This is a genomic window from Burkholderia arboris (assembly GCF_038723655.1).
GTDB classification, from domain to species: Bacteria; Pseudomonadota; Gammaproteobacteria; order Burkholderiales; family Burkholderiaceae; genus Burkholderia; species Burkholderia arboris.
The window spans coordinates 565286-591500 of sequence record NZ_CP109822.1 but is presented as its reverse complement, the minus strand read 5'-3'; the positions used below and the strand labels follow the sequence as shown (position 1 = coordinate 591500).

At 66.1% G+C, this 26215-nt stretch carries 27 protein-coding genes; 16 read left to right on the top strand and 11 right to left on the bottom strand.

Annotated elements, in window-relative coordinates:
• Positions 1-111 precede the first annotated feature (111 nt).
• Positions 112-1149 carry an aldo/keto reductase gene (locus OHZ10_RS19885; RefSeq protein WP_059237898.1) on the top strand — a complete coding sequence of 346 codons (1038 nt, stop codon included), beginning with the start codon at positions 112-114 and terminating at the stop codon, positions 1147-1149.
• A 296-nt stretch (positions 1150-1445) separates the two neighbouring features.
• Positions 1446-1922: a GNAT family N-acetyltransferase gene (locus OHZ10_RS19880; RefSeq protein WP_342705614.1), complete on the top strand. Its 477-nt coding sequence runs from the start codon at positions 1446-1448 to the stop codon at positions 1920-1922.
• A gap of 18 nt (positions 1923-1940) precedes the next feature.
• On the opposite strand, the gene OHZ10_RS19875 is transcribed toward OHZ10_RS19880, so the two are convergent.
• Positions 1941-2666, bottom strand: coding sequence for a class I SAM-dependent methyltransferase (locus OHZ10_RS19875; protein WP_059237900.1), 726 nt, complete (start codon positions 2664-2666; stop codon positions 1941-1943).
• A 190-nt stretch (positions 2667-2856) separates the two neighbouring features.
• Here OHZ10_RS19875 and OHZ10_RS19870 point away from each other — a divergent pair, with 190 nt between their 5' ends.
• From OHZ10_RS19870 to OHZ10_RS19860, 3 genes are all read left to right on the top strand, one after another.
• Positions 2857-3858 (top strand): hypothetical protein, encoded by a 1002-nt coding sequence (locus tag OHZ10_RS19870; protein ID WP_342705613.1) that lies wholly within the window; start codon positions 2857-2859, stop codon positions 3856-3858.
• 221 nt (positions 3859-4079) lie between these two features.
• Positions 4080-4670: a DUF4410 domain-containing protein gene (locus OHZ10_RS19865; RefSeq protein ID WP_342705612.1), complete on the top strand. Its 591-nt coding sequence runs from the start codon at positions 4080-4082 to the stop codon at positions 4668-4670.
• Positions 4671-5237: 567 nt separating this feature from the next.
• The gene (locus tag OHZ10_RS19860) at positions 5238-6047 is read left to right on the top strand and encodes a TlpA family protein disulfide reductase (protein ID WP_059237903.1); all 810 of its coding nucleotides are present in this window, start codon (positions 5238-5240) and stop codon (positions 6045-6047) included.
• A gap of 39 nt (positions 6048-6086) precedes the next feature.
• Here the strand turns inward: OHZ10_RS19860 and OHZ10_RS19855 are convergent, their stop codons facing one another.
• On the bottom strand, positions 6087-7004 hold the full coding sequence (locus OHZ10_RS19855; protein ID WP_059237904.1) for a LysR substrate-binding domain-containing protein: 918 nt from the start codon (positions 7002-7004) through the stop codon (positions 6087-6089).
• Between the two features lie 112 nt (positions 7005-7116).
• On the opposite strand from OHZ10_RS19855, the gene OHZ10_RS19850 reads away from it, so the two are divergent.
• Complete coding sequence (locus OHZ10_RS19850) at positions 7117-7716, top strand: FMN-dependent NADH-azoreductase (RefSeq protein ID WP_342705611.1); 600 nt, start codon at positions 7117-7119, stop codon at positions 7714-7716.
• 78 nt (positions 7717-7794) lie between these two features.
• Here the strand turns inward: OHZ10_RS19850 and arsH are convergent, their stop codons facing one another.
• From arsH to OHZ10_RS19830, 4 genes are all read right to left on the bottom strand, one after another.
• Positions 7795-8517 (bottom strand): arsenical resistance protein ArsH, encoded by a 723-nt coding sequence (gene arsH / locus OHZ10_RS19845; protein WP_342705610.1) that lies wholly within the window; start codon positions 8515-8517, stop codon positions 7795-7797.
• Between the two features lie 20 nt (positions 8518-8537).
• Positions 8538-9611, bottom strand: a complete 1074-nt coding sequence (gene arsB / locus OHZ10_RS19840; protein ID WP_342705609.1) for an ACR3 family arsenite efflux transporter — start codon at positions 9609-9611, stop codon at positions 8538-8540.
• 70 nt (positions 9612-9681) lie between these two features.
• Positions 9682-10176 (bottom strand): arsenate reductase ArsC, encoded by a 495-nt coding sequence (locus OHZ10_RS19835; RefSeq protein ID WP_342705608.1) that lies wholly within the window; start codon positions 10174-10176, stop codon positions 9682-9684.
• A 21-nt stretch (positions 10177-10197) separates the two neighbouring features.
• A complete protein-coding gene (locus OHZ10_RS19830) occupies positions 10198-10545 on the bottom strand; it encodes an ArsR/SmtB family transcription factor (RefSeq protein ID WP_174992677.1) in 348 nt (115 codons plus the stop codon).
• A gap of 312 nt (positions 10546-10857) precedes the next feature.
• Between OHZ10_RS19830 and OHZ10_RS19825 the strand changes: the two genes are divergently transcribed.
• From OHZ10_RS19825 to OHZ10_RS19815, 3 genes are all read left to right on the top strand, one after another.
• Positions 10858-11271, top strand: a complete 414-nt coding sequence (locus OHZ10_RS19825; protein WP_342705607.1) for a hypothetical protein — start codon at positions 10858-10860, stop codon at positions 11269-11271.
• A 202-nt stretch (positions 11272-11473) separates the two neighbouring features.
• Positions 11474-11815 carry a SymE family type I addiction module toxin gene (locus OHZ10_RS19820; protein ID WP_174992603.1) on the top strand — a complete coding sequence of 114 codons (342 nt, stop codon included), beginning with the start codon at positions 11474-11476 and terminating at the stop codon, positions 11813-11815.
• Complete coding sequence (locus tag OHZ10_RS19815) at positions 11812-12132, top strand: helix-turn-helix domain-containing protein (protein ID WP_059237910.1); 321 nt, start codon at positions 11812-11814, stop codon at positions 12130-12132. The genes OHZ10_RS19820 and OHZ10_RS19815 overlap by 4 nt, the downstream gene beginning before the upstream one ends.
• A gap of 161 nt (positions 12133-12293) precedes the next feature.
• Here OHZ10_RS19815 and OHZ10_RS19810 read toward each other — a convergent pair whose 3' ends face one another.
• The 3 genes from OHZ10_RS19810 to OHZ10_RS19800 are packed head-to-tail and all read right to left on the bottom strand — an operon-like array spanning position 12294 to position 16443.
• Positions 12294-13877, bottom strand: coding sequence for an MDR family MFS transporter (locus OHZ10_RS19810; RefSeq protein ID WP_342705606.1), 1584 nt, complete (start codon positions 13875-13877; stop codon positions 12294-12296).
• Entirely contained in the window at positions 13874-14998 is a 1125-nt protein-coding gene (locus OHZ10_RS19805) for an HlyD family secretion protein (RefSeq protein ID WP_059237912.1), read from the bottom strand. Before OHZ10_RS19805 ends, OHZ10_RS19810 begins: the two co-directional genes overlap by 4 nt.
• A 59-nt stretch (positions 14999-15057) precedes the next feature.
• A complete protein-coding gene (locus tag OHZ10_RS19800; protein WP_342705605.1) occupies positions 15058-16443 on the bottom strand; it encodes a TolC family protein in 1386 nt (461 codons plus the stop codon).
• A 169-nt stretch (positions 16444-16612) separates the two neighbouring features.
• Between OHZ10_RS19800 and OHZ10_RS19795 the strand changes: the two genes are divergently transcribed.
• Entirely contained in the window at positions 16613-17386 is a 774-nt protein-coding gene (locus OHZ10_RS19795) for an AraC family transcriptional regulator (protein WP_081051962.1), read from the top strand.
• A gap of 102 nt (positions 17387-17488) precedes the next feature.
• Entirely contained in the window at positions 17489-18547 is a 1059-nt protein-coding gene (locus OHZ10_RS19790; protein WP_342705604.1) for a LysR family transcriptional regulator, read from the top strand.
• On the opposite strand, the gene leuA is transcribed toward OHZ10_RS19790, so the two are convergent.
• A complete protein-coding gene (gene leuA / locus OHZ10_RS19785; RefSeq protein ID WP_174992676.1) occupies positions 18465-20174 on the bottom strand; it encodes a 2-isopropylmalate synthase in 1710 nt (569 codons plus the stop codon). The two genes, OHZ10_RS19790 and leuA, sit on opposite strands and share 83 nt — an antisense overlap.
• A gap of 935 nt (positions 20175-21109) precedes the next feature.
• Between leuA and OHZ10_RS19780 the strand changes: the two genes are divergently transcribed.
• From OHZ10_RS19780 to OHZ10_RS19765, 4 genes are all read left to right on the top strand, one after another.
• Positions 21110-21499, top strand: coding sequence for a fucose-binding lectin II (locus OHZ10_RS19780; protein ID WP_059237917.1), 390 nt, complete (start codon positions 21110-21112; stop codon positions 21497-21499).
• A 121-nt stretch (positions 21500-21620) separates the two neighbouring features.
• Entirely contained in the window at positions 21621-22445 is an 825-nt protein-coding gene (locus OHZ10_RS19775; protein ID WP_256086921.1) for a fucose-binding lectin II, read from the top strand.
• An 83-nt stretch (positions 22446-22528) separates the two neighbouring features.
• On the top strand, positions 22529-22990 hold the full coding sequence (locus OHZ10_RS19770) for a hypothetical protein (protein ID WP_342705603.1): 462 nt from the start codon (positions 22529-22531) through the stop codon (positions 22988-22990).
• Positions 22991-23394: 404 nt separating this feature from the next.
• A complete protein-coding gene (locus tag OHZ10_RS19765; protein ID WP_342705602.1) occupies positions 23395-24600 on the top strand; it encodes an NAD(P)/FAD-dependent oxidoreductase in 1206 nt (401 codons plus the stop codon).
• A gap of 75 nt (positions 24601-24675) precedes the next feature.
• Here the strand turns inward: OHZ10_RS19765 and OHZ10_RS19760 are convergent, their stop codons facing one another.
• Positions 24676-25197 (bottom strand): RrF2 family transcriptional regulator, encoded by a 522-nt coding sequence (locus tag OHZ10_RS19760; protein WP_059237921.1) that lies wholly within the window; start codon positions 25195-25197, stop codon positions 24676-24678.
• 164 nt (positions 25198-25361) lie between these two features.
• On the opposite strand from OHZ10_RS19760, the gene OHZ10_RS19755 reads away from it, so the two are divergent.
• Positions 25362-26201: an AraC family transcriptional regulator gene (locus OHZ10_RS19755; protein ID WP_059237922.1), complete on the top strand. Its 840-nt coding sequence runs from the start codon at positions 25362-25364 to the stop codon at positions 26199-26201.
• The last annotated feature ends 14 nt before the right edge of the window (positions 26202-26215 follow it).

The window sequence follows — 26215 nt, the reverse complement described above, 5'->3', positions numbered from 1 at the left end:
AGGATATTTTCGCTATCTTCAGGATTATCAGGAAAAGCCGCAAACGGTACAGTGATCGCCTGACAAACGACACGCGGCCTCGCACCGCGCTCACGACGAAAGGAAGCGCACATGGAATACCGCACGCTCGGCCGCTCCGGCCTCAAGGTTCCCGTCCTGAGCTTCGGCGCAGGCACCTTCGGCGGCACCGGCCCGCTGTTCGGCGCATGGGGCAACACGGGCGTCGACGAAGCGCGCCGCCTCGTCGACATCTGCCTCGAAGCCGGCGTCAACCTGTTCGACACGGCCGACGTGTATTCCGACGGTGCGTCCGAGCGCGTGCTCGGCGCCGCAATCAAGGGCCGCCGCGACCAGGTGCTGATCTCGACGAAGACGGGCCTGCCGACCGGCGACGGCCCGAACGATACAGGCACGTCGCGCGCGCGGCTCGTGCGCGCCGTCGACGACGCGCTGCGCCGCCTCGACACCGACTACATCGACCTGCTGCAACTGCACGCGTTCGACGCGGGCACACCGGTCGAGGAAGTGATGTCGACGCTCGACGATCTCGTGCGCGCGGGCAAGCTGCGCTACATCGGCGTGTCGAACTTTGCCGGCTGGCAGATCATGAAGTCGCTCGCGGCGGCCGACCGGCACGGCTGGTCGCGCTACGTGGCGAACCAGGTCTACTATTCGCTGGTCGGCCGCGACTACGAATGGGACCTGATGCCGCTTGGCGCCGACCAGGGCCTCGGCGCGCTCGTATGGAGCCCGCTCGGCTGGGGCCGGCTCACCGGCAAGATCCGGCGCAATGCGCCGCTGCCCGAAGGCAGCCGCCTGCATGAAACGGCCAGCTACGGGCCGCCGGTCGACGACGAACGTTTGTACGACGTGGTCGATGCACTCGACGCGATCGCGGAAGAAACCGGCAAGACGGTGCCGCAGATCGCGCTGAACTGGCTGCTGCAGCGACCGACCGTGTCGTCGGTGATCATCGGCGCGCGCAACGAGGAACAGCTGCGGCAGAACCTCGGCGCGGTCGGCTGGGCGCTGACCGATGCGCAGGTCGCGAAACTCGACGCAGCGAGCGCGGTGGAAGCGCCTTATCCGTACTTCCCGTATCGCCGGCAGGCGGCGTTCGCGCAGCTCAATCCGCCGATGCGCGGGTAAGCAACCGCGCCGTACCCGTCGCTGCGGTCGAGGTCCGCTCGCCCATGTGCGACTGGAAAGGCCCAACACCGGTATTCGAGGAAGAATCACGATTGCAGTCGGGCCGTCGGCGCATCCCGAAAGCGCTGCCGGCGCTTCACGATCGCGTTGGCCGGATGCCCGGTCCCTGGCGGTGGCACCAGAAAGTGCGGTCGTCATGGGCCTACCCGTCGAGCCGCGAACTTCCTATCGTAGAGGCCTGCGACGTGCCCGCCGGATGGGCAACGCACCCTACCCTCATCGACAGGCTCGCGAACATGAACGTTACCGACACCGACCTGACCGTACGCATGGTCCGGGAAGACGACTACGACCAATGGCTGCCGCTGTGGGACGGCTACAACCGCTTCTACGGCCGCTTCGACACCACCGCGCTGCCGCTGTCCGTCACGCAGCTCACGTGGTCGCGCTTTTTCGACGGCTACGAACCCGTGCACGCGCTCGTCGCCGAACACGACGGCCGGCTCGTCGGACTCGTGCATTTCCTGTACCACCGCAGCACGACGCACGCGGGGCCGTCCTGTTACCTGCAGGATCTGTTCACGCTCGACAGCGAACGCGGCAAGGGCGTCGGCCGCGCGCTGATCGAGGCCGTGTACGACGCCGCACACCGGCATCGCGCCGAACGCGTGTACTGGCAGACGCACGAGACAAATCACACGGCGCGGCGGCTCTACGACACAGTCGCGGATCGAACAGGCGGGGTGGTGTACAGGAAGGCGCTGCCGCGCTGAGCGTGGCGGGCCGGGCGCTCAGCCCAGCGGCCGCGCCTTGATCCACAGAAACAGCGGCACGCGCGCCCACTGCTTCAGCTGATCCGTATCGGCATGATCGGGCGGCGGCTCGCGCAGCGACGCGATCGCGAACCCGGCCGCCTCCAGCGCTTCCATGTACGCCTGCAGCGGCAACGACCACCCCGCGAAATGCATCGACAGCCCGTCGCGCGTTTCCACGCCGTCGAAATGCTCGCGCCCGAAATAGCTGCCCTTCAGCACGAACGGCGCATCGGGTTGCGGCCCCGCGAAGCCGCCGCGATCGCGGAACGGATGCACGAGCGAGATGAACAGCGTCCCGTCCGGCTTCAATACGCGGCGCGCCTCGTTCAACGCGCGCTGCATGTCGTCGAGATCCATCAGCACGTTGTACGCCATCACGAGATCGAAGCTGGCCGCGTCGAACGGCAGCGCCGCCGCGTCGGCCAGTTGATAGCGATGCGCGGAATCGGCGTGGCGTGCCGCGTCGAGCATCGCGGGCACCGCGTCGCTCGCGGTCACGTCGTAGCCGAGCGCCTTCAGCTCGCGGCTCACGCGGCCTTCGCCGCAACCGATCTCCAGCGCGAGGCCGGTGCCGCGGCCAATGTAGGCCGCAAGCCCCGCACGGTATTTCCAGAACGCATCGTGCCCCGGCTTGCCGGCCCAGCCAATCCATTGATCGGCGACCTGCATCCAGTGTTCGGTAATGGCTTTCGTGTCGGTCATGTCCGCTTCCGCCCGGTATTCGTCGTTGCCCAGGATGCGGATGGTAAGCCGAAGCGGCGAACGGCGTGGGCCGGCTACGGCATTGGGCCGGTTTCCGTTTCCGGCCGCAACGTCCTACAGTTACGACAAACAACCCGCGCCGCCGCGTATCGCCCCCTCGACGATACGCACCCGATTCCGAGGAAAGTCCATGCCGAGCATCCTGGCCGCTCAAGCCAACCTCCCCCCGAGCCCTGTCGCGGCGGAAACACGCATGGTGCACGACGTGGCGACGCTGAAACCGTCCGACTACCATTCGGCGGATGGTGCATCGTGGGTCATCTCGACCGTCACGCCCGCCAAGGACAGCGGAGCGAACGTCACCGGCCCGACGTATTTCGACACCGCAAAAGGCCAGACCGTCGCGGTACCCGATGCGCGCCGCCGCTATGCGAACCGCGGCACGTGGCAGGTCGTCGCGAGTTCGAGCCCCTCCGTGCCCGCGACGGGCCGCTATGACTGGCTGACGCTGTCGTGGCTGCCGATCAACCGGCGGCCGCTGCCGCAAACGCCCGAACACCTGTATTCGCCGTTCATTCGCGGCGGCACGATCGTCTATCGGTGGAATCCGGCGGCGGAAGGCGGCGAGCAGTTCGGCAACGTGCGGATGATCTTTCCGGAATGGACGCAGCAGGTGGCCGCTGCGTTGCGGTCCGCGCCGGGTGCGGCGCCGGATGGCGCGTCGGCCGCACCACCCGCGCTCGATCGCCTGACGGCGGACACGAATCCGATGACCGCCGTGCTCGACTTCGGCGACGCGCTGCGTGAAGAACCGGTCGAGCGGATCGTCGCGCGGCTGCCCGCGTTGCTGCGGGTGAAGGACCTGCATGAACTGTCGGCGATCGTGTTCCTGTGCCTGTCCGGATCGCGCGCCGAAGACCGGCCGCGCTTCGCCGAGACGATCAACGGCGCGATCGCGTCAACCGACGACCACGCACGCCTGCTCGCCATCGCGTACGGCGCGTTCGCGGCCGGCCGGTCGCGGCCCTATCCGTTCAACGATGCGGGACAGACGGCGCGCATCAACGACGTATTCGGCGCGTTGAAGCAGCGGACGGCAGCGCTCGGCGTGCCGGTCGGGGAAGGGTCGCCGTGGTACGAGTTCTTTACCGCGTATCGGCTGGGTGGTGCGGTATCTGCCAACCGACGGTAATCGCACGCAATGGGTCGCCGCCGCGACCGCAAAGGCCGGTCTCCAACACCTGTCGTCCGACACCACGCAGTGCCGCCGCCATGCATCGGCGCTAAGCACCACGATGCATAAACACCGAATCGAATTTCGATCCATTCGACTATCTGGATCGGATCGCGTCATGTTAGATTCCGGCCCGGCCACAGAGCCAATTCAAATAACCCCAATCAAAAGACCAAACCATGCAATCTCTTTTCCGTCATGCCGCGCTGGCACTGGTGACGATCGGCTTCCTGTCGGGCTGCGCCAGCAGCGTGACACGCGATGCCGGCAATCCGGCGGGGGCCGACGTGACCGCATCGACGACCCAATTCGGTACGAAACCCGTGATCGTCAAGGTCACGCTCGACAATGCTGCGCAGGAGGCGTTGAAAGACAACCTGAAGTTCGACGCCAAAAAGCTGCAGGAGAAAATCGAAAGCGCGCTGGACGCACGCAAGCTTCTGGCAAAGGCGGATTCAACCGATGCGATGCACCTGAATGTCGAAGTCACCGGCATTCGCGTGCGGTCGAGTTTCTCTGCCGTCATGTTCGGCTTCATGGCCGGCAGCGATTACATCGACGGCGCCGTCACGTTTGCCGATGCCGACAATCATCCGGTCGACCACTTCAAGGTGTCGGCGTCGTATGCGCTCGGTGGTATCGCCGGTGTCGACAGCATCCGCTTGGACTGGCTGTACGAGAAATTCACCGAGAAGACGCTCGCGACGCTCGATCCGGCGACCGCGGCGCAGCAGGCCACCGCCGCATCGGCAGCGTCCAAGAAACTGTAAGGCCCGATGCCCGACGGAACGCGGATGCGCGGCCCGTCGGGCCATGGCGGCAGACCCCATGCCGCCGCCAACGATCAGCTTCGCCGGTCGACAACCAACATCATGCAATGCGCGAGTGAATGCCCCGCGCTCGCATCTGGCAGCATTCCTGTTGCGTTGGTCCGGCCGACTGGCATCGGCGCGCGGCCGCGCCCACCGGCCGCCACAAGGCATTCACCCCCGCTCGCACGACGATAAAAAAGCGGCCGCTCGCGAGAGGAGCGGCCGTCAAAGAACGTTCCCGGTTCGGGATACCGGATGACACCACATCTCACCGGCATGCATCTTGTTGATGAGCGAAATGCCGCTGGCCATCAGGCCGGTCTGATTCGCTGCCCATCCACATGAACATCACGCAGTCCTGATCCACGCGCGTTCGCCGAATCCGCAATACGCCGTTACGTTCTCGAAGGGAACCCCCATACGTGGCAACCGGTCGAATCGCCGACATCACCGTCGACGGTTTCATCGCCGCGGCGGACAATCCCCTCTCCTGCCCCGCTCGTTCACGTCCAACCATTCCCTTTCATGCTGAGCCTCGGTCCCTTCTCGATCCGCGTCGTCGCGGTCGCTGCCGCCGCGCTGCTGGCGTGGCTCGTCGCGCGTGTCATCCAGCGCCGCCCGCCTGACGGACATCACAAGACGGCATCGAGCCTGATCCTCGACGTGCTGCTGCTCGGGCTGGTCGCCGCGCGCGTCGGCTATATCGCGCAGTGGTGGAGCGACTATGCGGCATCGCCGCGCTCGATCGTCGCGCTCGGCGACGGCGGCTTCGACTGGCGCATCGGTCTGGCGGCCGCCCTGGTGTTCGCGGGCTGGCGCCTGCGCCGCTTGCCCGCGCTGCGGCGGCCGGTACTGGCCGGCATCGTCGCGGGCCTCGGTGCGTGGGGTATCGCGCAAGGCACGCTGGCGACACTGCAGCAGAGCGCGCCGCCGCTGGCCGCAATGGAACTCCAGGCGCTCGATGCAACGCCCGTGCTGCCGGCAAGCTTCGTCGGCAAGCCGGTCGTCGTGAACCTGTGGGCGACATGGTGCCCGCCGTGCCAGCGCGAGATGCCGATTCTCGAACAGGCACAGCGCGACCATCCGGGCATCACCGTGCTGATGCTCAACCAGGGCGAAAATGCACAGGTCGTGCGCGCGTTCCTCGAACAAAAGGGCCTGCGCTTCGATCACGTGCTGCTCGACCCGTCGCTGCACACGATGCATGCGTACGGGTCGCGCGGGCTGCCGACGACGCTGTTCTTCAATGCGAAAGGCGACCTCGTCGAGTCGCACATGGGCGAGCTGACCGCCGCGCGACTGAAGGACGCCGTCGCGCAACGCTTCGGACAGTAACGCGCGCCGGCGGACGGGAGGCGGCGCGATGCCGCTTCATCACATCCGCGCTTCGACTACCGCCAGCCGGGCAGGCAAGTGCACCAGCAGCGCATCGACCGCTGCGCGGACTTTCAGCGGGAGATGCAGCGTGTAAGGCCATACCGCCTGGATCGGATAGATCACGCCCGGCCGATCGGCCAGCAACTCGCGCAACGCGCCGCTGCGCAACGCATCGCGCGCCAGCCAGTACGGCAGCCACGCCACGCCGAGATCGGCCAGCGCGGCATCCATCAACGCGCGCAGGTCGTCCGACAGCAGCCGAACAGCGGGCTGCAGTTCCACGCGCTGACCGTCGACGATGACGGGCCAGCGATGCACCTGACCAAAGCGCGTGTAGGCCAGCGCCTTGTGCTGTTCCAGTGCTTCATGGGTTCGCGGTTCGCCGTAACGGCTCAGGTAAGCCGGAGATGCGCAGAACGCCATCCGGTGCTCGCCGAGCGGGCGCGCGACCAGCCCGCTGCTGTTCGGCAACGTGCCGATGCGCACCGCGAGATCGAAACGCTCTTCGACGAGATCGACAGACCGGTCGCTGAACGACAGGTCCAGATCGAGATCGGGGTGTGCCTTCGCCAGTTCGATCAGGATCGGCGCGAGGCACAGATGACCGAACAGCGTCGGCATCGACACGCGCAGCCGCCCTTTCATCTGCCATTTGCCGGTTTCGAGCAGTGCCTCGCCGGCCTGGATCTCGTCCATCGCGCGCAGGCAATGCTCGTAGAACAGCGCCCCTTCGTCGGTCAGGCTCTGGCTGCGCGTCGTGCGCTGAAACAGTACGACACCCAGCCGCTCCTCGAGGCGCGCGATGCTCTTGCCGACCGCCGAACGCGTGATGTGCAGCTTCTCGGCCGCCTGCACGAAGCTGCTCGCTTCCACCGCGGCGACGAACACGTCGATGCCTTTCAGGTTGTTTCGCATGCAATTGAGGACAATTACGCTACACAATGCGTCGATCTTATCGCTTTTGGCGATAAAAAGTGAATGATAGGATCGATTCCAGTCCTCAACATTCGCAATGGAGCACGCCCCCATGGCCCGGATCCTCGCCCTCAAATCCAGCATCAACGGCAGCCAGTCGCAAACCGGTACGCTGATCGACACGTTCCTCGCGCAGCGCCAGGCCAACGGCCACACGGATGAAGTAAGCGTGCGTGACCTCGTCGGCGACGACCTGCCGATACTCGACAGCGAGCTGTTTCACGCACTGCGCGGCGCGGAGAATCCCAGCGAACGCGCGCAACAGGCGATCGCGTTGTCCGACAAGCTGATCGCCGAACTCAAGAGCAGCGACCTGCTGCTGATCGGTGCGCCGATGTACAACCACAACGTGCCGACGCAGTTGAAGAACTGGTTCGACCTCGTCGCGCGTGCACGCGTGACGTTCCACTACACGGAGACCTATCCGATGGGCCTCGTCGAAGGCGTCAGCGCGATCGTATTCAGCGCGCGCGGCGGCGTGCACGTCGGCCAGGCGACGGATGCCGTCACGCCATACCTGCGCGCCGTGCTCGGCCTGATGGGTATCAATGAAGTGGAATTCGTCTATGCCGAAGGGCTCGACATGAAGCCGCACGGCTTCAATGCCGGGCTGGAGCATGCGCGCCAGCGGATGGAAGCGCTGCTCGCGTAAGTCGACGCGTGCCTGCCACGTATGTGCAGTGCGGGTACGCGTGACGCAGCGTCACGCATCAATCGACGTCGAGAAAGGTCAGATGCTGCGCTGATTGACCCGCAGCGACAGCGCCTCCGCAGTCTCTTTGCGTTCGCTGTACCGATCGACGAGGTAGGGACCGACATCGCGCGTCAGCAGCGTGAACTTCACCAGTTCTTCCATCACGTCCACCACGCGATCGAAATACGCCGACGGCTTCATCCGCCCCGCTTCGTCGAATTCCATGAACGCCTTCGCCACCGACGACTGGTTCGGGATGGTCAGCATGCGCATCCAGCGCCCGAGCACGCGCATCTGGTTCACCGCGTTGAACGACTGCGAGCCGCCGCTCACCTGCATCACCGCGAGCGTCTTGCCCTGCGTCGGCCGCACGGCGCCGACCGACAACGGAATCCAGTCGATCTGCGATTTCATGATGCCGGTCATCGCGCCGTGCCGTTCCGGCGAACACCACACCATTCCTTCCGACCACATCACCTGCTCGCGAAGCTCGACGACCTTCGGATGACTGTCCGGTGCGTCATCGGGCAGCGGCAGGCCGCTCGGATTGAACACGCGCACGTCGGCCCCCATCGCCGTGAGCAGGCGCCCGGCTTCCTCGACCAGCAGACGGCTGAACGAACGCTCGCGCAGCGAGCCGTAAAGAAGCAGGAGCCGGGGCGGATGAGTCGAGGGCCTCACGGGCCGCAATTGAGCGGCGTCCGGCACGCGGAACAGGTCGCCGTCGAGTTGCGGCAAATCGTTCAGGTAGTCAGTCATGGGTGAGTTCTCCGATGTTCTCAGGTCCGGCACTCGTACCAGCCCTTCGACTGATTGACGATGCGCACGACCAGCAACATCACCGGCACCTCGATCAGTACGCCGACGACCGTGGCCAGCGCCGCGCCGGAATGAAAGCCGAACAGGCTGATCGCGGCCGCGACGGCCAGCTCGAAGAAGTTGGATGCGCCGATCAGCGCCGACGGACACGCTACGTTATGTTGCTCGCCGACCGCACGATTGAGCCAGTAGGCCAATGCCGAATTGAAGAACACCTGAATCAGGATCGGCACCGCGAGCAGCGCGATCACCAGCGGCTGCTTCAGGATCGCTTCGCCCTGGAACGCGAACAGCAACACGAGCGTGGCCAACAGCGCAGCGATCGACCACGGGCCAATCTTCGCCATCGCGGCATCGAAGGCAGCCGGCCCCTTTGCAAGCAAACGCCTGCGCCAGAGTTGCGCGAGGATCACCGGGATGACGATGTACAGCACGACCGACGTGAGCAGCGTCGCCCAAGGCACCGTGATCGCCGACATACCGAGCAGCAGACCGACCAGCGGCGCGAACGCGACCACCATGATGCTGTCGTTCAATGCGACCTGCGAAAGCGTGAACAGCGGATCGCCCCCCGTCAGCCGGCTCCACACGAATACCATCGCCGTGCATGGCGCGGCCGCCAGCAGGATCAACCCGGCGATGTAGCTGTCGAGCTGGTCCGCCGGCAGCATCGGTGCAAACAGATGGCGGATGAACAGCCAGCCGAGGAATGCCATCGAGAACGGCTTGACGAGCCAGTTCACGACGAGCGTGACGCCGATGCCTTTCACGTGCCGGCGCACCTCGTGCAACGCACCGAAGTCGACCTTGACGAGCATCGGGATGATCATCACCCAGATCAACAGCCCGACCGGCAAATTGACTTGCGCATATTCCATCCGGCCGATCTGCTGGAACAGGGCCGGCAGTGCCTGGCCAAGCGCAATGCCGGCGACGATGCACAGCGCAACCCAGGCGGTCAGGTAGCGCTCGAAGAAATTGATGGCGGGCTTCACGACAGCCTTGCCCGGCGGGGCGACGTTGGAGGTATTCATGGCGTGGGCGTGGGCGTCGGTGTTGAAGTCGCGCGTGGCGGCTCGATGCTTCGAGCCGCCACGCATGCGATCAGTTTTGCGAGATGGCGGTCAGCGCCGTCTGCAGTTCGGCATTGCTCATGCGATCGACGGGCAGCGCCAGCAACTGCAGCATCCGGTAACCGATCGCCTGACGCGTGAGCTCGAACGCGAGGCGCTTGCCTTCGTCCCCCCCTGTCGCATTCGACGGATCGGCGTAGCCCCAATGGATTTTCACGGGACTGCCGGGCCAGTACGGGCAGGTTTCCACCGCCGCGCCATCGCACACCGTGATGACGATGCGCATTTCAGGCGCGCCGTCGCCGACGAATTCGTCCCAGCTCTTGCTGCGGTAGCCGTCGACGTCGACACCCGCGTTCGTCAGCGCCTCCAGCGCGAACGGATTGAGTCGCCCGCTCGGCGCACTGCCGGCGCTGTACGCCCGCACGTCCTTGCCGAGCTTCGCGGCCCAATGGTTCAGCATCCCTTCCGACAACACGCTTCGTGCCGAGTTATGGGTGCAGAGGATCAGTACGTTGGTCGTCATGAATGGGGGCGCGCGTGCGCTTCACGGTTGACGGGCGCGAGCCGTTCCACCGGCCGGCGAACAAACGGACACGGGCGAGCATGGATTGCCGCCGCAGCAGTTCTCCGTGAGATAGCCGAGCAACCCGTTCATCGTATCGAAGTTTGCGCAATAGATCACAAAGCGCCCTTCCTGCCGGCTGGTAACGAGTTGGGCGTGCGCCAGCTCTTTCAGGTGGAAGGAAAGCGACGACGGCGGCACATCGAGCAGCGTGGCGATCTGGCCGGCCGGCAAGCCTTCCGGCCCCGCCTGCACGAGCGTGCGGAACACGGCAAGCCGGGATTCATGCGCGAGCGCCGCGAGCGCGGCAACGGTCTGTTTCGTTTCCATATTTCCATGATAGTCGAAATATTGAAATATGTGAAGCAGCCGTGATGGCGAGCAATGCGCGTGAGGCGCCGGCTCGACGCCCTGTCGGCATCCGGTTCTTCTCGATGCAATCCGCCCGAGACGTTGCCCGTGCCGGGAACGGGTTGCGATGATCCATTCGAAACCGGATTGCGCGATGTACGCCCCGAACATTGGGGTGGGATGCCCGACGCATCGGAATCAGCCATCGCCGCGCCTCGCGCAACTGCCCGATTCAGGCCGCCCGACGCATACGTCGCATTGCTTCGCGTCCGCACCGGTGGCGAAGGGTCGTTGTCCGATCCGTTCGGTACGTTGTGCTTCGATCGCACCGAAGACACACGCCACGCCGGGCGCCCTCGGAGCTGCGACGTTGTCCTGTTCGAATTCGATCTGCCAGCCGCATCGTGGTGGCCGGCGCTCGGGTTCGACCGCATCGAGCCGATCGGTTTGGCACGAACGGTTACGGACAATTCTTCACAGTTTCCACAACTGATCGGCGTATCTCGTTTGCACGATGACCAAGCTCGCATCGAACATCGCGCCCCCGTGCCGGCAACGCCGGATCTCAACGTGCCGAACCTTGACAGCACAACGCTCTCACCCTTGTCGCGCGTGCTGCCGGCTCTACCGGCGAACGCGCATGAACGGCATGTACATCGTTGCAGAGACGATCGCGCCCTGCATCGTCCACATGGCCAAAGTTAGGAAAACGCATCTTTCCATAACCCGCCCCAATCGCGACTACGCTACAGTGGCTGTGCGTTTTCGCGAGGATGCATGGCCATCGAGCGTGTCATGTATGCGATGGCCTGGCCGACAAAAATCCGTCGTGTAAACGAGCGCGGCGCGCGGGTGCACGAACACCCACGCGCCGCTGACCACAACCGACTCACAGCAGGAGTTAGCCATGGCTGACGCGAATCATAGCGCAACCGTTCTGTTCCCCGATCGCTTCGTCATGCCCCACGCGGCGATTGAACATCGCCGCACCATTCCGCACCTCCGACTCACCGACATGGCGCCGCCCGAGCGGTATCTATCGATGAAGCTGTCCGGCCGTTGGATCGAGGCAGCGGGTTTCGATCCGGGGCAGCGCCTGAGAATCGAGGTATCGCACAGGCGTCTGGTGATCACGCCAATCGACGAAAGCGACTGCGATTCTTTCGAGCGCGAACGATTCCCCGAGCCCGGTCCCGCGACGAAAAACCAGCAGCAACCGCTTTCGCCGACAACGGGAAATGCACGATGAATCGCCACGCCCCGCACCAACCTGCCGACGACGTGCCGGCCGATTTCGATTTCTATGACGTCGGTGAACTGGCGGCCAAGTCCGCGCTCGTGCTGAAGCTCAATGCACTGATCGCGTCGCGCGGCCTGAGCGACGACGAGGCTGCCGCGCTCACGGAAATGGTCCGGCCGGTGGTGACTCCGGAGCAGCGCGACACGCTCCGGAGCGTGTCGCTGGATCAACTGATGCTCACGTTGGTGGCGTTTGGGCAGCAAGTGGAAATCGTCGTGCGACCGGCCGGACACTCGGCTTCGGCAGGTATCACGGTTTCAGTCTGACGGCCGACGCCGCGCTTCCTCGAGGTCGGTCAATCACGCGTCCGAAAGCTGGTACGCATCTCGCGGCACTCGCGTGCGCGCAACAAGACACTGCCCGAAACCGGGCAGTGCATCGCACGATGCGATGGCGTCGAATACGAGGTATCGCGCCCCCTCCACCGTCACCCCTTCCTCTTCCCCTTCAACACGAACGCCGCCGCCGTACACCCGATCATCGCGATCCCGGCAATCAGGAACGTATCGCTGTACGCCATCAGCAGCGCCTCGCGCATCACGCGCTGGTTCACGAGCCCGAGCGCGAGCTCGTGCACGCCGGAGATCGATCCGCCCGGCAGTACGTCCACACGCGGGGCATGCACGCGTGCGAGCAGCCGCGCGAGCATCGCCATGCGTTCCTGGAATGCTTCGGAGAACGGCGTGACCGCCTCGCCGATGCGCATCGCGTGCAGCTTCTGCCGTTCGACGACGAGCTGGCTCATCACCGCAATGCCGATCGCGCCGCCGACGTTGCGGACCATGTTGAACACGCCGGAAGCTGAGCCGAGCTGCGCCTTCTCGATCCCGTCGACGGCCATCACGGCCAGCGCGATCACGACGAACGACTGCCCGATCCCGCGCACGATCAGCGACGGGACGATCACGTTCGATGCGGCGTCGGCGTCGAGGTGGATGTTCATCAGGCACCCGGCCGCGACCAGCACGAAACCGAGCACGATCGTCGTGCGCGGGCTCGTGCGGCGCATCAGCGGCGGCGTGAGGAACGACATCGCGAACTGCACGAGCCCGTACGGAATCATCGCGAGGCCGATGTCGCGCGCGCTGTAGCCGTGCAGTTCCGCGAAGTAGTTCGGCACGAGGAACACCACGCCGAACACGACCGCGCCAAACAGGAACTGCATCAGGCTCGCGATACCGAAGTTGTAGCGACCCAGCAGGCGCAGGTTGATGAACGGCTCCTTGCACCGCAGCTCGATCGCAACGAACGCGGCCAGCCCCGCCGCCGCGACGAGCGACAGTTCGACGATCAGGCCCGACGCGAACCAGTCCTTGCGCCCGCCCTCCTCCAGCACGATCTGCAGCGCGCTCAAGCCGACCGCCATCGTCGCGATCCCGAACCAGTCGGCCCGTCTGAGCATTCCAAGCTGCACGGGCACCGGCCGGATCGCCCAGCCGATCGCCGCAACCAGCGCAATCGCCGGCGGAATCTGCAGGTAGAAGATCCAGCGCCACGAATACACGTCGGTCAGCCAGCCGCCGATCGACGGCCCGGCCGCCTGCGCGACGTTGTTCGCGATCGCGAACAGCGCCATCCCGAGCGGGTGCTTCGACGGCGGCAGCTCGGTGATGATCAACTGGAACGACAGCGGAATCAGCACGCCGCCGAATGCGCCCTGCAGCGCACGCGCGGCGATCATCGTCGAGATGCTCGGCGCGACCGAGCACGCGAGCGAAAACGCGAGGAAGCCGGACGCCCCGACCAGCAGCACGCGCCGCGCGGAAAACACCTGCACGAGCCAGCCGGTAAGCGGAATCACGACGATCTCGGCGACCAGGTACGCGGTGGTGATCCACGAGCCTTCCTCGAAGCTCGCGCCGAGCGAGCCGCGGATGTCGGGCAGCGACGCATTGGTCACGTGCACGTTCATGCCTGCCATGAAGCAGCCGAACACGCCACCGAGCACCGCGACCCACGCGCGCAGCGAAACGGTCTCTTCGTGCGCAGCCTGCGCAGTCGTATCGGTCACGAGCCGGCCCCCTGCGTGCCGCGCGTGTCGACGCGAGCGATCACCGACATCCCGGGCCGCAGCACGACGCCGGCCGGCGGCACATCGACGCGGATCTTCACCGGAATGCGCTGCACGATCTTCGTGAAGTTGCCGGTCGCATTGTCGGGCGGCAGCAGCGCGAACTGGGCGCCGGAGCCCGGCGCGAGGCCGATCACGCGGCCGTGCAGCGTGCGGCCCGCATAGGTGTCGACGTCGATCTCGACCGGCTGGCCGTCGCGCATCGCGCCCAGCTGCGTTTCCTTGAAGTTCGCGACGACATACACGTCGCTCAGCGGTACCACCGCGAGCAGCGGCATCCCCACTTCGACGTACTGGCCCGAGCGCACCGCGCGCTGGCCGACACTGCCGTCGCGCGTCGCACGGATCACCGTGTGGTCGAGATCGAGCTGTGCGAGTGCCAGCTTCGCCTGGGCGGCTGCGCGCCGCGCACGCGCCTGCGCGATCGCCGCGGTGCTCTGCTCGCGACGGCGCTGCAGCACGGTCTGCTGGTCGGTCTGCACGCGCACGGCCGCGCCCGCGCGGGCCAGCTCGGCGCGCGCCTTCAGCGCGTCCGCGTGCGCCTGCTCCCAGCGCTGTCCGCTCGCTGCCGATTCGGCGAGCAGTTGCTTGTAGCGCGTCGCATCGGCGTCGCGTCGCGCGGCTTCGGCGCGTGCGGCGGCCGCGTCGGCGTCGGCCTGCGCGATCTGGCTGCGCTGCTGGCCGACCTGCGCGTCGAGCGTCGCGGCCGCCGCCTGCTCGGCCTGCAGCGTCGCATCGGCCGCCGCGACGGCCGCCTGCGCATCGTCGACTTTCGCGCGGTAGTCGCGGTCGTCGAGCCGCACGAGCACGTCGCCGCGCTTCACCGGCTGGTTGTCGTCGACGGTGACCTGCACGACGTAACCCGATACGCGCGAACTGACGGTCACGACGTCGGCGCGGACATACGCGTCGTCGGTGCCCTCGATGAAACGGCCGACGGTCCACCAGTGCGAGCCGGACACGGCAAGCGCGATGACGGCGAGCACGACGCCCGCGGCAATCAGTTGGCGCCGGGAGAATCGGGCGGTTTTGGCTTTTTCGGGTATGGCAGTCGTGCTCATGATCGGAATGATGAGTGGGCGTGCAAGAGAACGGACAGGGGTGCAGCGAATGCGGCGGGCTACGGTTGCCAGCCGCCTCCGAGCGCCTTGAATACGGCGACCTGGTCGAGCGAGACCTGCTGCGTCGACTCGGCCAGCGCCGAATCGACCGCAACGAGGCTGCGCTGCGCATCGAGCACGCCGAGGAAATCGAGTGCGCCGGCCTCGTAGTTCAGCTCGGCGAGGCGATAGGCGCGCGCATGCTCGGCGCGCGCGGTTTCGAGCGCGGCGCGGCGGCGCCAAGCGGCGCCGTACCGCGCGAGCGCCTGCTCGGTTTCCTTCAGCGCGCGCAGCACCTGCGCATCGAATTGAGTTCGGGCGAGCGTGTCGTCGGCGCGCGCCTGCGCGAGTCGCGCGCGGCTCGCCGCCAGGTTCGGAAACCGCCACGTGATCAGCGGTCCGACACCCCATGCGATCGCGTACTTGTCGCCGAGCGTCGCCGGGTCGCTGCCGGTCGACAGCCAGTTCACCGAGCCGCCGAGCGAGATCGACGGATACAGCTCGGCCGTCGCCACGCCGATCCGCGCATTCGCGGCAGCCAGCTGGCGCTCGCTTTCGCGCAGGTCGGGGCGGCGGCGCAGCAGCGACGCGCCATCGCCGACCGGGAACGGCCGCGCGAGCACCGGCGCCGTGCGGCAATGCGCGGCGGCATCGGGCAACGCGCCGGGCGCACGCCCGGTCAGCACCGCGAGTTCGTACAGCGCCGCGCGACGCGAGCCGACGAGTGCGGGCAGATCGGCGCGCGTGTCGCCGGCGAACGCGCGCGAGCGCGCCACCTCGAGGTCGGATACGAGCCCGTGGGCGCGCTGCTTCGCCGTCAGCGCGGCCAGCCGATCCGCGATCCCGACCGACTGTTGGGCCACGTCGATCCGCTCGCCGTATGCGCACACCTGCGCATAGGCGGCCGTCGTTTCGGCAGCCACCACGACGCGCATCGCATCGGATGCGGCCTGCACGGCATCGGCATCGGCGCGCGCAGCGTCGACCAGATGGCGCACGCGGCCCCACAGATCGACTTCCCACGACAGCGAGAACGACGGCGCGAAGCCCCCGCGCGTATGCGCATCGGTGCCCTTGGCCGCCGCGACGATCTGGTCGGGCGCGTGTTTGCCGTAGTCGACGCCGAACCCGGCCGTCGTGTCGGGCAGCCGCGCGGCGCCGGCCTCGTCGAACACCGCACGCGCACGCTCGACCCGCGCGGCGGCGGCCGCGAGATCGCGGTTCTGCGCGAGCGCGTCGCGCACGAGGCCGTCGAGCACGGGATCGTCGTAGAGCCGCCACCAGCGCGCGGGCGGTTCGCCGGCGGCCGCGACCGGCACGTCGGACACCGCGTCGAACGGTCCGATGCGCGCCGCATCGGGTGCGGGCGGCCGGTACGGCGCACCGACCGAACACGCGGCGAGCATCGCCGCGCTCAGCAACACAACAGCAACGGACGAACGAAGAAAAACCGGAGGCAATAACGAGGCGCGCATCGTGCAATGGCAATCGAACAAAAACGATGGGCCTATGGTAATTTCGACCCGGTCGGTCGATCTCGCGCGTAAAGCGCATTCGTCGTCGAGAAAAGGACACGTGGATCAATTCTTCAGCGCGCTCGAGCGCAAGGACAAGCACAAGCAGATTGCCGCCGTCGCGTCGGACGCAGCGGCCGGCATCGCCTATCCGCCGCATTCGCATCGGCATGGCCAGCTGATTCACGCGATTTCCGGCGTGATGCTCGTGCATGCGGACGCCGGCAGCTGGGTCGTGCCGACGGGCCGCGCGGTCTGGGTGCCGGGCGGCACGCGGCACGAGATCCGCATGGCCGGTGACGTGCAGATGCGCACGGTGTTCGTTGCGCAGGAAGTGCGGCCGAGCCTGCCGCGCGAATGCCGCGTGATCGAGGTCGGCACGCTGCTGCGCGAGCTGATCGTGACCGCATGCGAACTGCCGGCCGACTACGACCTCGCGCATCGCGCGGGCCGCGTGCTCGCACTGATCCTCGATGAAATCGAAATCGCGCCGCTGCTGTCGCTGCATGTGCCGATGCCGCGCCATCCGGCGCTCGCTGCGCTGTGTACGCAGCTGATCAGCGACCCAGCGACGGCCGTCACGCTGCAGTCGTGGGCACGCGACGCGCACATGAACGAGCGCACGCTCGCGCGCACGTTCAAGCGCGAAACGGGGATGACGCACGGCGCGTGGTGCCGCCATGCGCGGCTGCTGCTGAGCCTGCCGCGCCTCGCGGCCGGCACGCCGATCCTCGAACTCGCACTCGAACACGGCTACGACAGCCCGAGCGCATTCGCGGCGATGTTCCGCAAGGCACTCGGCGTCCCGCCGAGCGAATACTTCCGGCGGCGCTGAGCCGGACTGTCCGTTTCGCGACGATCGATCGCTGGCGGGCGCGCGCAGCGCGCCGGGCCGCTCGCTACAGTAGCGGCATCGCACCACACACGCGCCACGCCGATGGATCTGATTCAAAGCATGCAGGTCTTCGTCACACTCGCCGACGCGGGGACCCTCACCGAGACCGGCAAGCGGCTCGACCTCACGACCGCGTACGTGAGCCGCACGATCGCGGCACTCGAAACGCATCTCGGCATCCGGCTGCTGAACCGCACGACGCGCTCGATGTGCCTGACCGAAGCCGGCGAACGCTACCTCGCGCGCGCACGCGACATCACGCTCGCCGTCGCCGCGAGCGAACGCGAGGCCCGCGGCGCGCAACGGCATCCGCACGGCCGGCTGCGCGCGCACTGCAGCGCGAGCATCGCAAACCGCTTCGTGATTCCGCTCGTTGCGCGGTTCCAGGCGTGCTATCCGGACGTCAGCGTCGACCTGACGCTCGCGCCGCAGGTGCCGGACCTGATCCGCGGCAGCTACGACGTCGCGGTGATCGCGATGCCGAGCCTGCCGAGTTCCGACCAGGTCGCGATCGACGTCGGCAGGATCCGCAGCGTGCTGTGCGCCTCGCCCGCGTATGTCGCACGCTACGGGATGCCTGACTCGCCGCGCGCCCTCGCACGGCATCGCTGCGTGCAACTGGTCGCGCCCGCGTACCCGGCGCGCGAATGGGCGCTGACGAACGGCACTGCTTCGGAGACGATCGCGTTCGAACCGGCCTTGACGGCCGATATCGCGGCTTCGCTGGCGATCGCGGTAACGGAAGGGGCGGGCGTCGGCCTGCTGCCGGATTTCGTCGTGGATGACGCGCTGCGTTCGGGTGCGCTGCTGCGCGTGCTGCCCGACTATCGAGCGGACGACGTGAGGGTGTTTCTGGCGTATCCGTCGCGCCAGCTTCTCGATGCGAAAACGCGCGCGTGGGTGAACTTCATGAAGAAAGCGCTGCACGACTCGCTTGCCGGATCGTGCAGCAGCAGCGACACAGCGATCGGCGAGGCCGCCGCGCCGGAGCACCCCGGCGCGGCCACCCCGGCTCCGCTTACGCGACGGCCTTCACCGCGGCCCGTGCGCCAAAAAACGTCGCCTGCACGGCCTCGTCCGCACGGGCATACGCGCGATTGACGCCGCTGATCACCGCACGAATCGACGCGGTCGTCAGGTTCGCGTCGACGCCGACACCGAATGCGCTGCCGCGCACGCCGGAACCGGCCAGCTCGGCGATCGCGATCGCCTTCGCGTCGGCGCCCTGCGACAGCGCGCGTTCCTCGTAATGCTGGATCCGCAACGGCGTGTGGAGCGCGTGCATCAGCGCGTCGAGCGGGCCGTTGCCTTCGCCGCGCAGCACGCGGCGCTCGCCGTGCACGTCGACGGTCAGCACGATCGACTCGCGGCCGTCGCGTTCGGTCAGCTCATGGCCGACATAGCGCAGCGGCGCATCGCCTTCGACGTACTCCTGCTGGAACAGCGACCAGATCTGCGCACTCGTCACCTCTTGCCCGCTGTCGTCGGTCAGGCGCTGCACGGCTGCGCTGAAATCGACCTGCATGCGGCGCGGCAACGCGACGCCGTAACCCTGTTCGAGCAGGTACGCGATGCCGCCCTTGCCCGACTGGCTGTTCACACGAATGATCGAATCGTAGGTGCGGCCGAGATCGCTCGGATCGATCGGCAGGTACGGCATTTCCCATACGGCGTCGGCACGCTGCACCGCGAAGCCCTTCTTGATCGCGTCCTGGTGCGAACCGGAGAACGCGGTGAACACGAGGTCACCGACATACGGATGACGCGGGTGGATCGGCAACTGCGTGCACGCCTCGGACGTGCGCGCGACTTCGTTGATCTGCGAGAAATCGAGGCCCGGATCGACGCCCTGCGTGTACAGGTTCAGCGCGAGCGTAACGAGATCGACGTTACCCGTGCGTTCGCCGTTGCCGAACAGGCAGCCTTCGATGCGGTCCGCGCCGGCCATCACCGCGAGCTCGGCCGCCGCAACCGCGGTGCCGCGATCGTTGTGCGGATGCACGGACAGGATCAGCGAATCGCGACGCGCAAGGTTCCGGTGCATCCACTCGATCTGGTCCGCGTAGAAGTTCGGCGTGCCGACTTCGACGGTCGCCGGCAGGTTCACGATCGACTTGCGTTCGGGCGTCGGCTGCCACACGTCGAACACGGCGTCGCAGACTTCCTTCGCGAAGTCGAGCTCGGTCGCCGTGAAGGTTTCGGGGCTGTATTGCAGCGTGAACTGCGTATCGGTCGCCGCGTCGGCGAAGCGCTTGATCGTGCGCGCCGCGTTCACTGCGAGCTGCTTCACGCCGTCGCGCTCGAGGCCGAACACGATCTTGCGGAATTCCGGCGCCGTTGCGTTGTACAGGTGCACGATCGCGCGCTTCGCGCCGCGCAGCGATGCGAAGGTTCGCTCGATCAGGTCGTCGCGCGCCTGCGTCAGCACCTCGATCGTCACGTCGTCGGGGATGTGGCCGCCTTCGATCAGTTCACGCACGAAGTTGAAATCGGTCTCCGACGCGGACGGAAACGCGACCTCGATCTCCTTGAAGCCGATCGCAACCAGCGTCTTGAACATCCGCATCTTGCGCGCGGCGTCCATCGGCTCGAACAGCGCCTGGTTGCCGTCGCGCAGGTCGGTGCTCATCCAGATCGGCGCCTGCGTGATCGTGCGCGACGGCCACGTGCGGTTCGGCAGGTTGACGGGCGTAAACGGGCGGTACTTCGTCGCGGGGTTCTTCAGCATCATGGTGTTCGGTCCTCGGTCGGTTTGTCGGGAAACCGCGTCGCGGCGGCCATCGGCGGGAGTGGCCGGCTGCGCGCGCAGCGGTGACAGCGATGAAACGGCACAACGGCAAAGCGGTACGGCGAACGACAGCCTTGGCGGTTGAGCGACCGGGACGGAGCGGAGCGATACGGAACAAAGACGAACTCAGGCGCCGGTCGATAACCGGGGCCAGGTCGGCGATACGGGGGAAATCTGGCGCTTCAGGACAGAAGCAGATGGAAAGCGCGCAGCCGCAGACCCAGCCCGGAGAAACGGGCTAGTAGTCGTAGCGAGAAGAGGGACTGGGCGGCTTGCATGGCCAGAATCAAATCACAGGGTGGCCGGGGCTGTCAACGGGGTGCGCGGGAATCGCGCGTTTTTTGTGTGCGCAGAATCAGTCGTGTCCGATAGGCGGCGCCCTGCCCTGCCGATATGCTTCACGGGTGCGGCGCCGGTGAGGTCCTATTCATGTTCGGAGTGAGTCGGTCCATCCTCTTCGCCGGTCGCCGCCCCTTCCCCTTGTAACCGGGTTTCGGTGTGGGCGTTCGACGGTGGCCGGTGGCGCGGCCACGACCGAGGTGTCGATGTTGAAACGACAACGCTGCCATATGCGAACGCCGAGTGTCGGCTCCGAAGCCCAATCGCGCCCGCCCCCTCCCCGCCGGCACAGCCACGCAGCGTTCAATAAAACGATACGCGCACCGACATCATTTCCCGAATACCTCGAAACTCATTTCATTCAATCCATTTCATTGAATCGATTAAACGTGATTTTCGATTCATTAAACAATAATCACTCAATTTCGAATATTTTTTTATTTATTTTTCGGCATGCTCGGGAAGTCGCATTTCAAACGGCAAACGTTTGCGCGACAGGGCCTCACGCCCTACCCAACACTCCTCAGGAGGAACGCATGGCCGACTCTCAAACGTCTTCCAACCGCGCTGGCGAGTTTTCGATTCCGCCCAATACCGATTTCCGCGCGATTTTCTTCGCGAATGCGGCCGAGCAACAGCACATCAAGCTGTTTATCGGCGACAGCGCCGAACCCGCGGCCTATCACAAGCTGACGACGCGCGACGGCACGCGTGAAGTCACGCTGAATTCCGGTAACGGCAAGCTCCGCTTCGAAGTGTCGGTCAACGGCAAGCCGTCGGCCACCGACGCACGCCTCGCGCCGATCAACGGCAAGAAGTCGGACGGCTCGCCGTACACGGTCAACTTCGGCATCGTCGTGTCGGAAGACGGCCACGACAGCGACTACAACGACGGCATCGTCGTGCTCCAGTGGCCGATCGGCTGACCTGACGCGCAACAAACGACCGACCGCCGCCGGCCGGCCGCCTGCCGGCCGGCGGATTTGCGTCGCGTTCGGCGGACCCTCACGCCCCCCATCCAGAACTGCGTTATCACCGGAGACTTCCATGCCGCTTCTTTCGGCTTCGATCGTCAGCGCGCCTGTCGTGACGTCAGAAACCTACGTCGACATCCCGGGCCTGTATATCGACATCGCCAAAGCAGAGATTCGCAACGGAAAGCTGCAGGTCATCCTCAACGTGCCGACGCCGTACGCGACCGGCAACAACTTCCCCGGCATCTATTTCGCGATTGCGACCGACAAAGGCCTCGTCGCGGACGGCTGCTTCACTTATTCATCGAAGGTGCCCGAGTCGACCGGGCGCATGCCGTTCACGCTCGTCGCGACGATCGACGTCGGCAGCGGCGTCACGTTCGTGAAAGGCCAGTGGAAAAGCGTGCGCGGCAGCGCGATGCATATCGATTCGTACGCGAGCCTTTCCGCGATCGGCGAAACAGCCGCGCAATCGTCGTCGCAGGGCGGCGGAAGCAGCGAAACCGGTGCGGGCGGCAACACCGGTGCCGGCAACGTCGGCGCCGGCGGCGAACGAGACGGCACCTTCAACCTGCCGCCGAACATCAAGTTCGGCGTCACCGCGCTCACCAACGCGGCGAACGACCAGACGATCGACATCTACATCGACGACAACCCGAAACCCGCCGCCACGTTCAAGGGCGCGGGCGTGCAGGACCAGAACCTCGGCACGAAGGTGCTCGACTCCGGCAAGGGACGCGTGCGCGTGATCGTCATGGCCAACGGCAAGCCGTCGCGCCTGGGCTCGCGGCAGGTCGACCTCTTCAAGAAGTCGTACTTCGGGATCGTCGGGTCGGAAGACGGTACGGACGACGATTACAACGACGGCATCGTGTTCCTGAACTGGCCGCTGGGTTAACCGGCCGCACCATCAACGGGAAGGCAATCGCCGGGGGCCGATTCACCCGGCGATTGCCAGTCAATGGATTTGACGAGGAAGCAATGCCAGCAGGCAAGGCAATCATGAAATGGGCCGGTCGTCGCAGCGACACCCGGCACCTGTTGAAACCGCTGCCGACCGACATCGTGCAAACCCTGTCGCTGGCCCATCATCTGGCGCTGGAGTCGGTGACGTCGGGCGGCGGCAACCTCGATCAGGTCGGCTACCTGGTCCGCATCGTCTACCTGACGTTTTACCTGCGCGATACGGCGTCGATCGACACGAACGTCATGGCATACCGGTGCGCAGAGCGCGCGCTTCACGCGTGCGTCGCACGCGTCGACCAGGGCGCCTGCTGCCGGCTGGTCGATCACGAACCGGAAGCGGTCAGCCGCATCCTGCTGATCCACGATCAGCAACTGTCCGCCATCACCGGGCACCTGTATCTGGCCGCCCGGGAACGCCTGCGTCATCACGTCGCCAACGGAAGACGCTCGCCGATCGCGCTCGCGGCAGGACGTTGAGCGCCGTCGGCGAAGGCCGGCAACCATGAAGCCGGACGCCGGATCCCCGCGCCGGCACGTTCCCCTGCGCCTCAGCATCGCTTCGCGTCATGACGCAGCAACGGTCGCCCGTCCAACGACTGCGACATCGTTACGGTGCGGGCGACGGATCGGCGTCAGGCCAACCCGATTACGGTCCAGTCGCGCGGCAATGCCCCGCGAGCATGCCGGCAAACCGGCTCCGAACCGGGTGCGCGACACAGCCTCCAACCGGGTCACTCCCTGATTTTTCGCCGGGTCATTCCGAACACAGGACTTGCGCTCCATAACTACGACTCATAGAATCGTAGTTATGGAGCGCATCCATGCGGGAGGCAACGTCGGTGTTCTACCGACCTCGTGCATCAATCAACCGGAGTGGAACAGTGGCACAACGAATTCTTGTTATCGGGGCCGGCTTTGCCGGCATGTGGAGCGCATTGAGCGCGGCGCGTCTGCTCGACCTGCACGGCCGAACCGACGTGGAGATCACCGTGGTGGCGCCCGACGCGCACCTGCACGTTCGTCCGCGCCTTTACGAAGAAGGCCCGGCGAATTTCCGCGCGCCGCTCGGCGAGATCTTCGACGCGGTCGGCGTGACGTTCGTCCAGGGCACGGTCGAGCGCATCGACGCCGCGCGCCGGGCCGTCGAGGTGCTGGGCACCGGCGGCCAGGCGTCGACGCTCGACTACGACCGCCTTGTGCTGGCAACCGGCAGCCGCCTGTTCCGCCCGGCAATTCCGGGCCTCGTCGAGCACGCGTTCAGCGTTGATCAGACCGACGAAGCCGTCGAACTCGAAGCGCACATTCGCGACCTGGCGCGGCAGCCGGCTTCCGCCGCACGCAATACGGTCGTAGTGGCAGGCGGCGGATTCACGGGCATCGAGACGGCAGCGGAAATGCCGGCGCGCCTGCGCACCGTGCTGGGCGAGCAGGCCGACGTGCGCGTCGTGATCGTCGAGCGCAACGACGCGATCGGCCCCGATCTGGGCGCGGGGCCGCGCCCCGTCATCGAGGAAGCGCTGCGCACGCTCGGCGTGACGTGGCAGCTCGGTTCCGGCGTCGCGTCAGTCGACGCAGGCGGCATCACGACGGCCGACGGCGAGCGCATCGAGTCGAACACCGTGATCTGGACCGCCGGCCTGCGTGCGAGCACGCTGACCGAACAGATTCCGGGCCGCCGCGACGCGACGGGCCGCCTGCACGTCGACCGCAACCTCGCGGTCGACGGCGTGCCGGGCGTCTATGCAACGGGCGACGTCGCCTATGCGGCAACCGACGACGAAGGCAACCATACGATGATGTCGTGCCAGCACGCGATGAACCTGGGCCGTTCGGCCGGGCACAACGTGGCGGCCGATCTGCTGGGTCTCGAACCGATTCCGTACAGCCAGCCGAAGTACGTGACGTGCCTGGACCTCGGCCCGTGGGGCGCGGTCTATACGGAAGGCTGGGAGCGCGAGGTGAAACTGACGGGTGCTGAAGCGAAGCAACTCAAGCACCGGATCAATTCGGAGTGGATCTATCCGCCGCGCGCGGATCGTGCGGAAGCGCTGACGGCCGCGGATCCGTTGCGGATCGTCGTGGCCTGACCGGCGCACGTGCGCCGATGATGCGCGGGGCGCGGTGACAGCGTCCCGCGTATTGTCGTTTCACGCAAACACGAATCAGCGCTCGCCGCCACGGTTCGCCGCGCGATCGGCAAACCAGCCGACCACCTTCGGACCGTAACTGGCCGGCGCTTTCGACCACGCCCGCCCGGCAAGATCGGCGAGCGACTGCTTCTTCAGTTCTTCCCGCATCGCCTGTTCGGCCGCCTGCATCACAGCGTGAATCGAACAGGTGCCGCGCGTGGCCCACGCGGGTGCGTCACCCTCGAACACCGCGCACTGGCTGCGTACTTCGCGGCAGTCGAACAGCCGCTTGTCGCCGTCGATCGCTGCGACGACATCCTGCACGGAGATGTCACGCGCCGGCTTCGCCAGCGTAAAGCCGCCGCGAATGCCTTCGCTGGACGCGACGATCCCGGCCTTCGCGAGACGCGTGAACAACTTGGCCGCGTAGTCGACGGACACGCCCTGCATCTCGGCCAGATCGCGCACGCTGGCATCGCGCACGCCCGTGGAAGTGTCGGCGAGGTAGAGCAGGCAATGCAGGCCATACTCGACGCCGGTGCTGATGAACGACATGCTATTACGACTCGGGGTATCGGAGTTGGGAGCGTAGCGCAGGTCGGCGACAAAGTCACTTGTGACACCTTTTTCGCGACGAAACCCGCTTGCGCGTGCAAGAACGATCAAATGCCCGAGACGCCGATACCATATAGTCCGCCCGACACCCTCATTGGCCCGCCATGAACCCGGTAGGAAAAGCACTCTGGTTGATCGAAACCGAACTGGACAGGGAACTGACGCTCGACAGGATTTCCGCCGGTTGCGACATGTCGCGCTTCGGCTTCTCGCGCCTGTTCTCGATGAATACCGGCTGGCCGGTGATGCGCTACGTCCGGTCGCGGCGGCTCACGCGTGCGGCGCGGGCACTGGCGCAAGGCGCGCCGGACATCCTGCACGTGGCGCTCGATGCCGGCTATGGCTCCCATGAGGCGTTCACGCGCGCCTTCCGCGATCTCTTCGGCATGACGCCCGAGGACGTGCGGGCACGGCGCACACTCGACGGGTTGTCTCTTGTGGAGCCGCTTCGCATGAAAGAACTGAAGATCATCGACGTGACGCCGTCACGCTTCGAAACCGCCGGCAAGCGATTGATCGCGGGCATGAGCGACCGCTATACGTTCGAAACCAACGAAGGGATTCCGGCGCTGTGGCAAGCGTTCATCCCATACATCGGTACCCTTCCGGGCCAGGTCGGCGACGTGACGTACGGCGTGTGCTGCAACCCCGATGCGGATGGCAGCTTCGAATACATCGCGGGCGTGGAAGTCACGAGCCGCGACCGGCTGCCCGCGCCGTTTCGCTGGGTCGAACTGGCGCCGCAGCGGTATGCGGTGTTCGAACACGCCGGGCATATCTCGACGTTGCACCAGACCTTCTACAGCATCTGGAACGGCTGGCTGCCGACGTCGGGATTCAAGGCGGTCGACGCACCCGAGTTCGAGCGCTACAGCGGCGACTACGATCCGGTGACGGGCGCTGGCGTGCTGGAAATCTGGTTACCGGTCGAACACGCTGCGTAAGTGGCGTGCGCGGA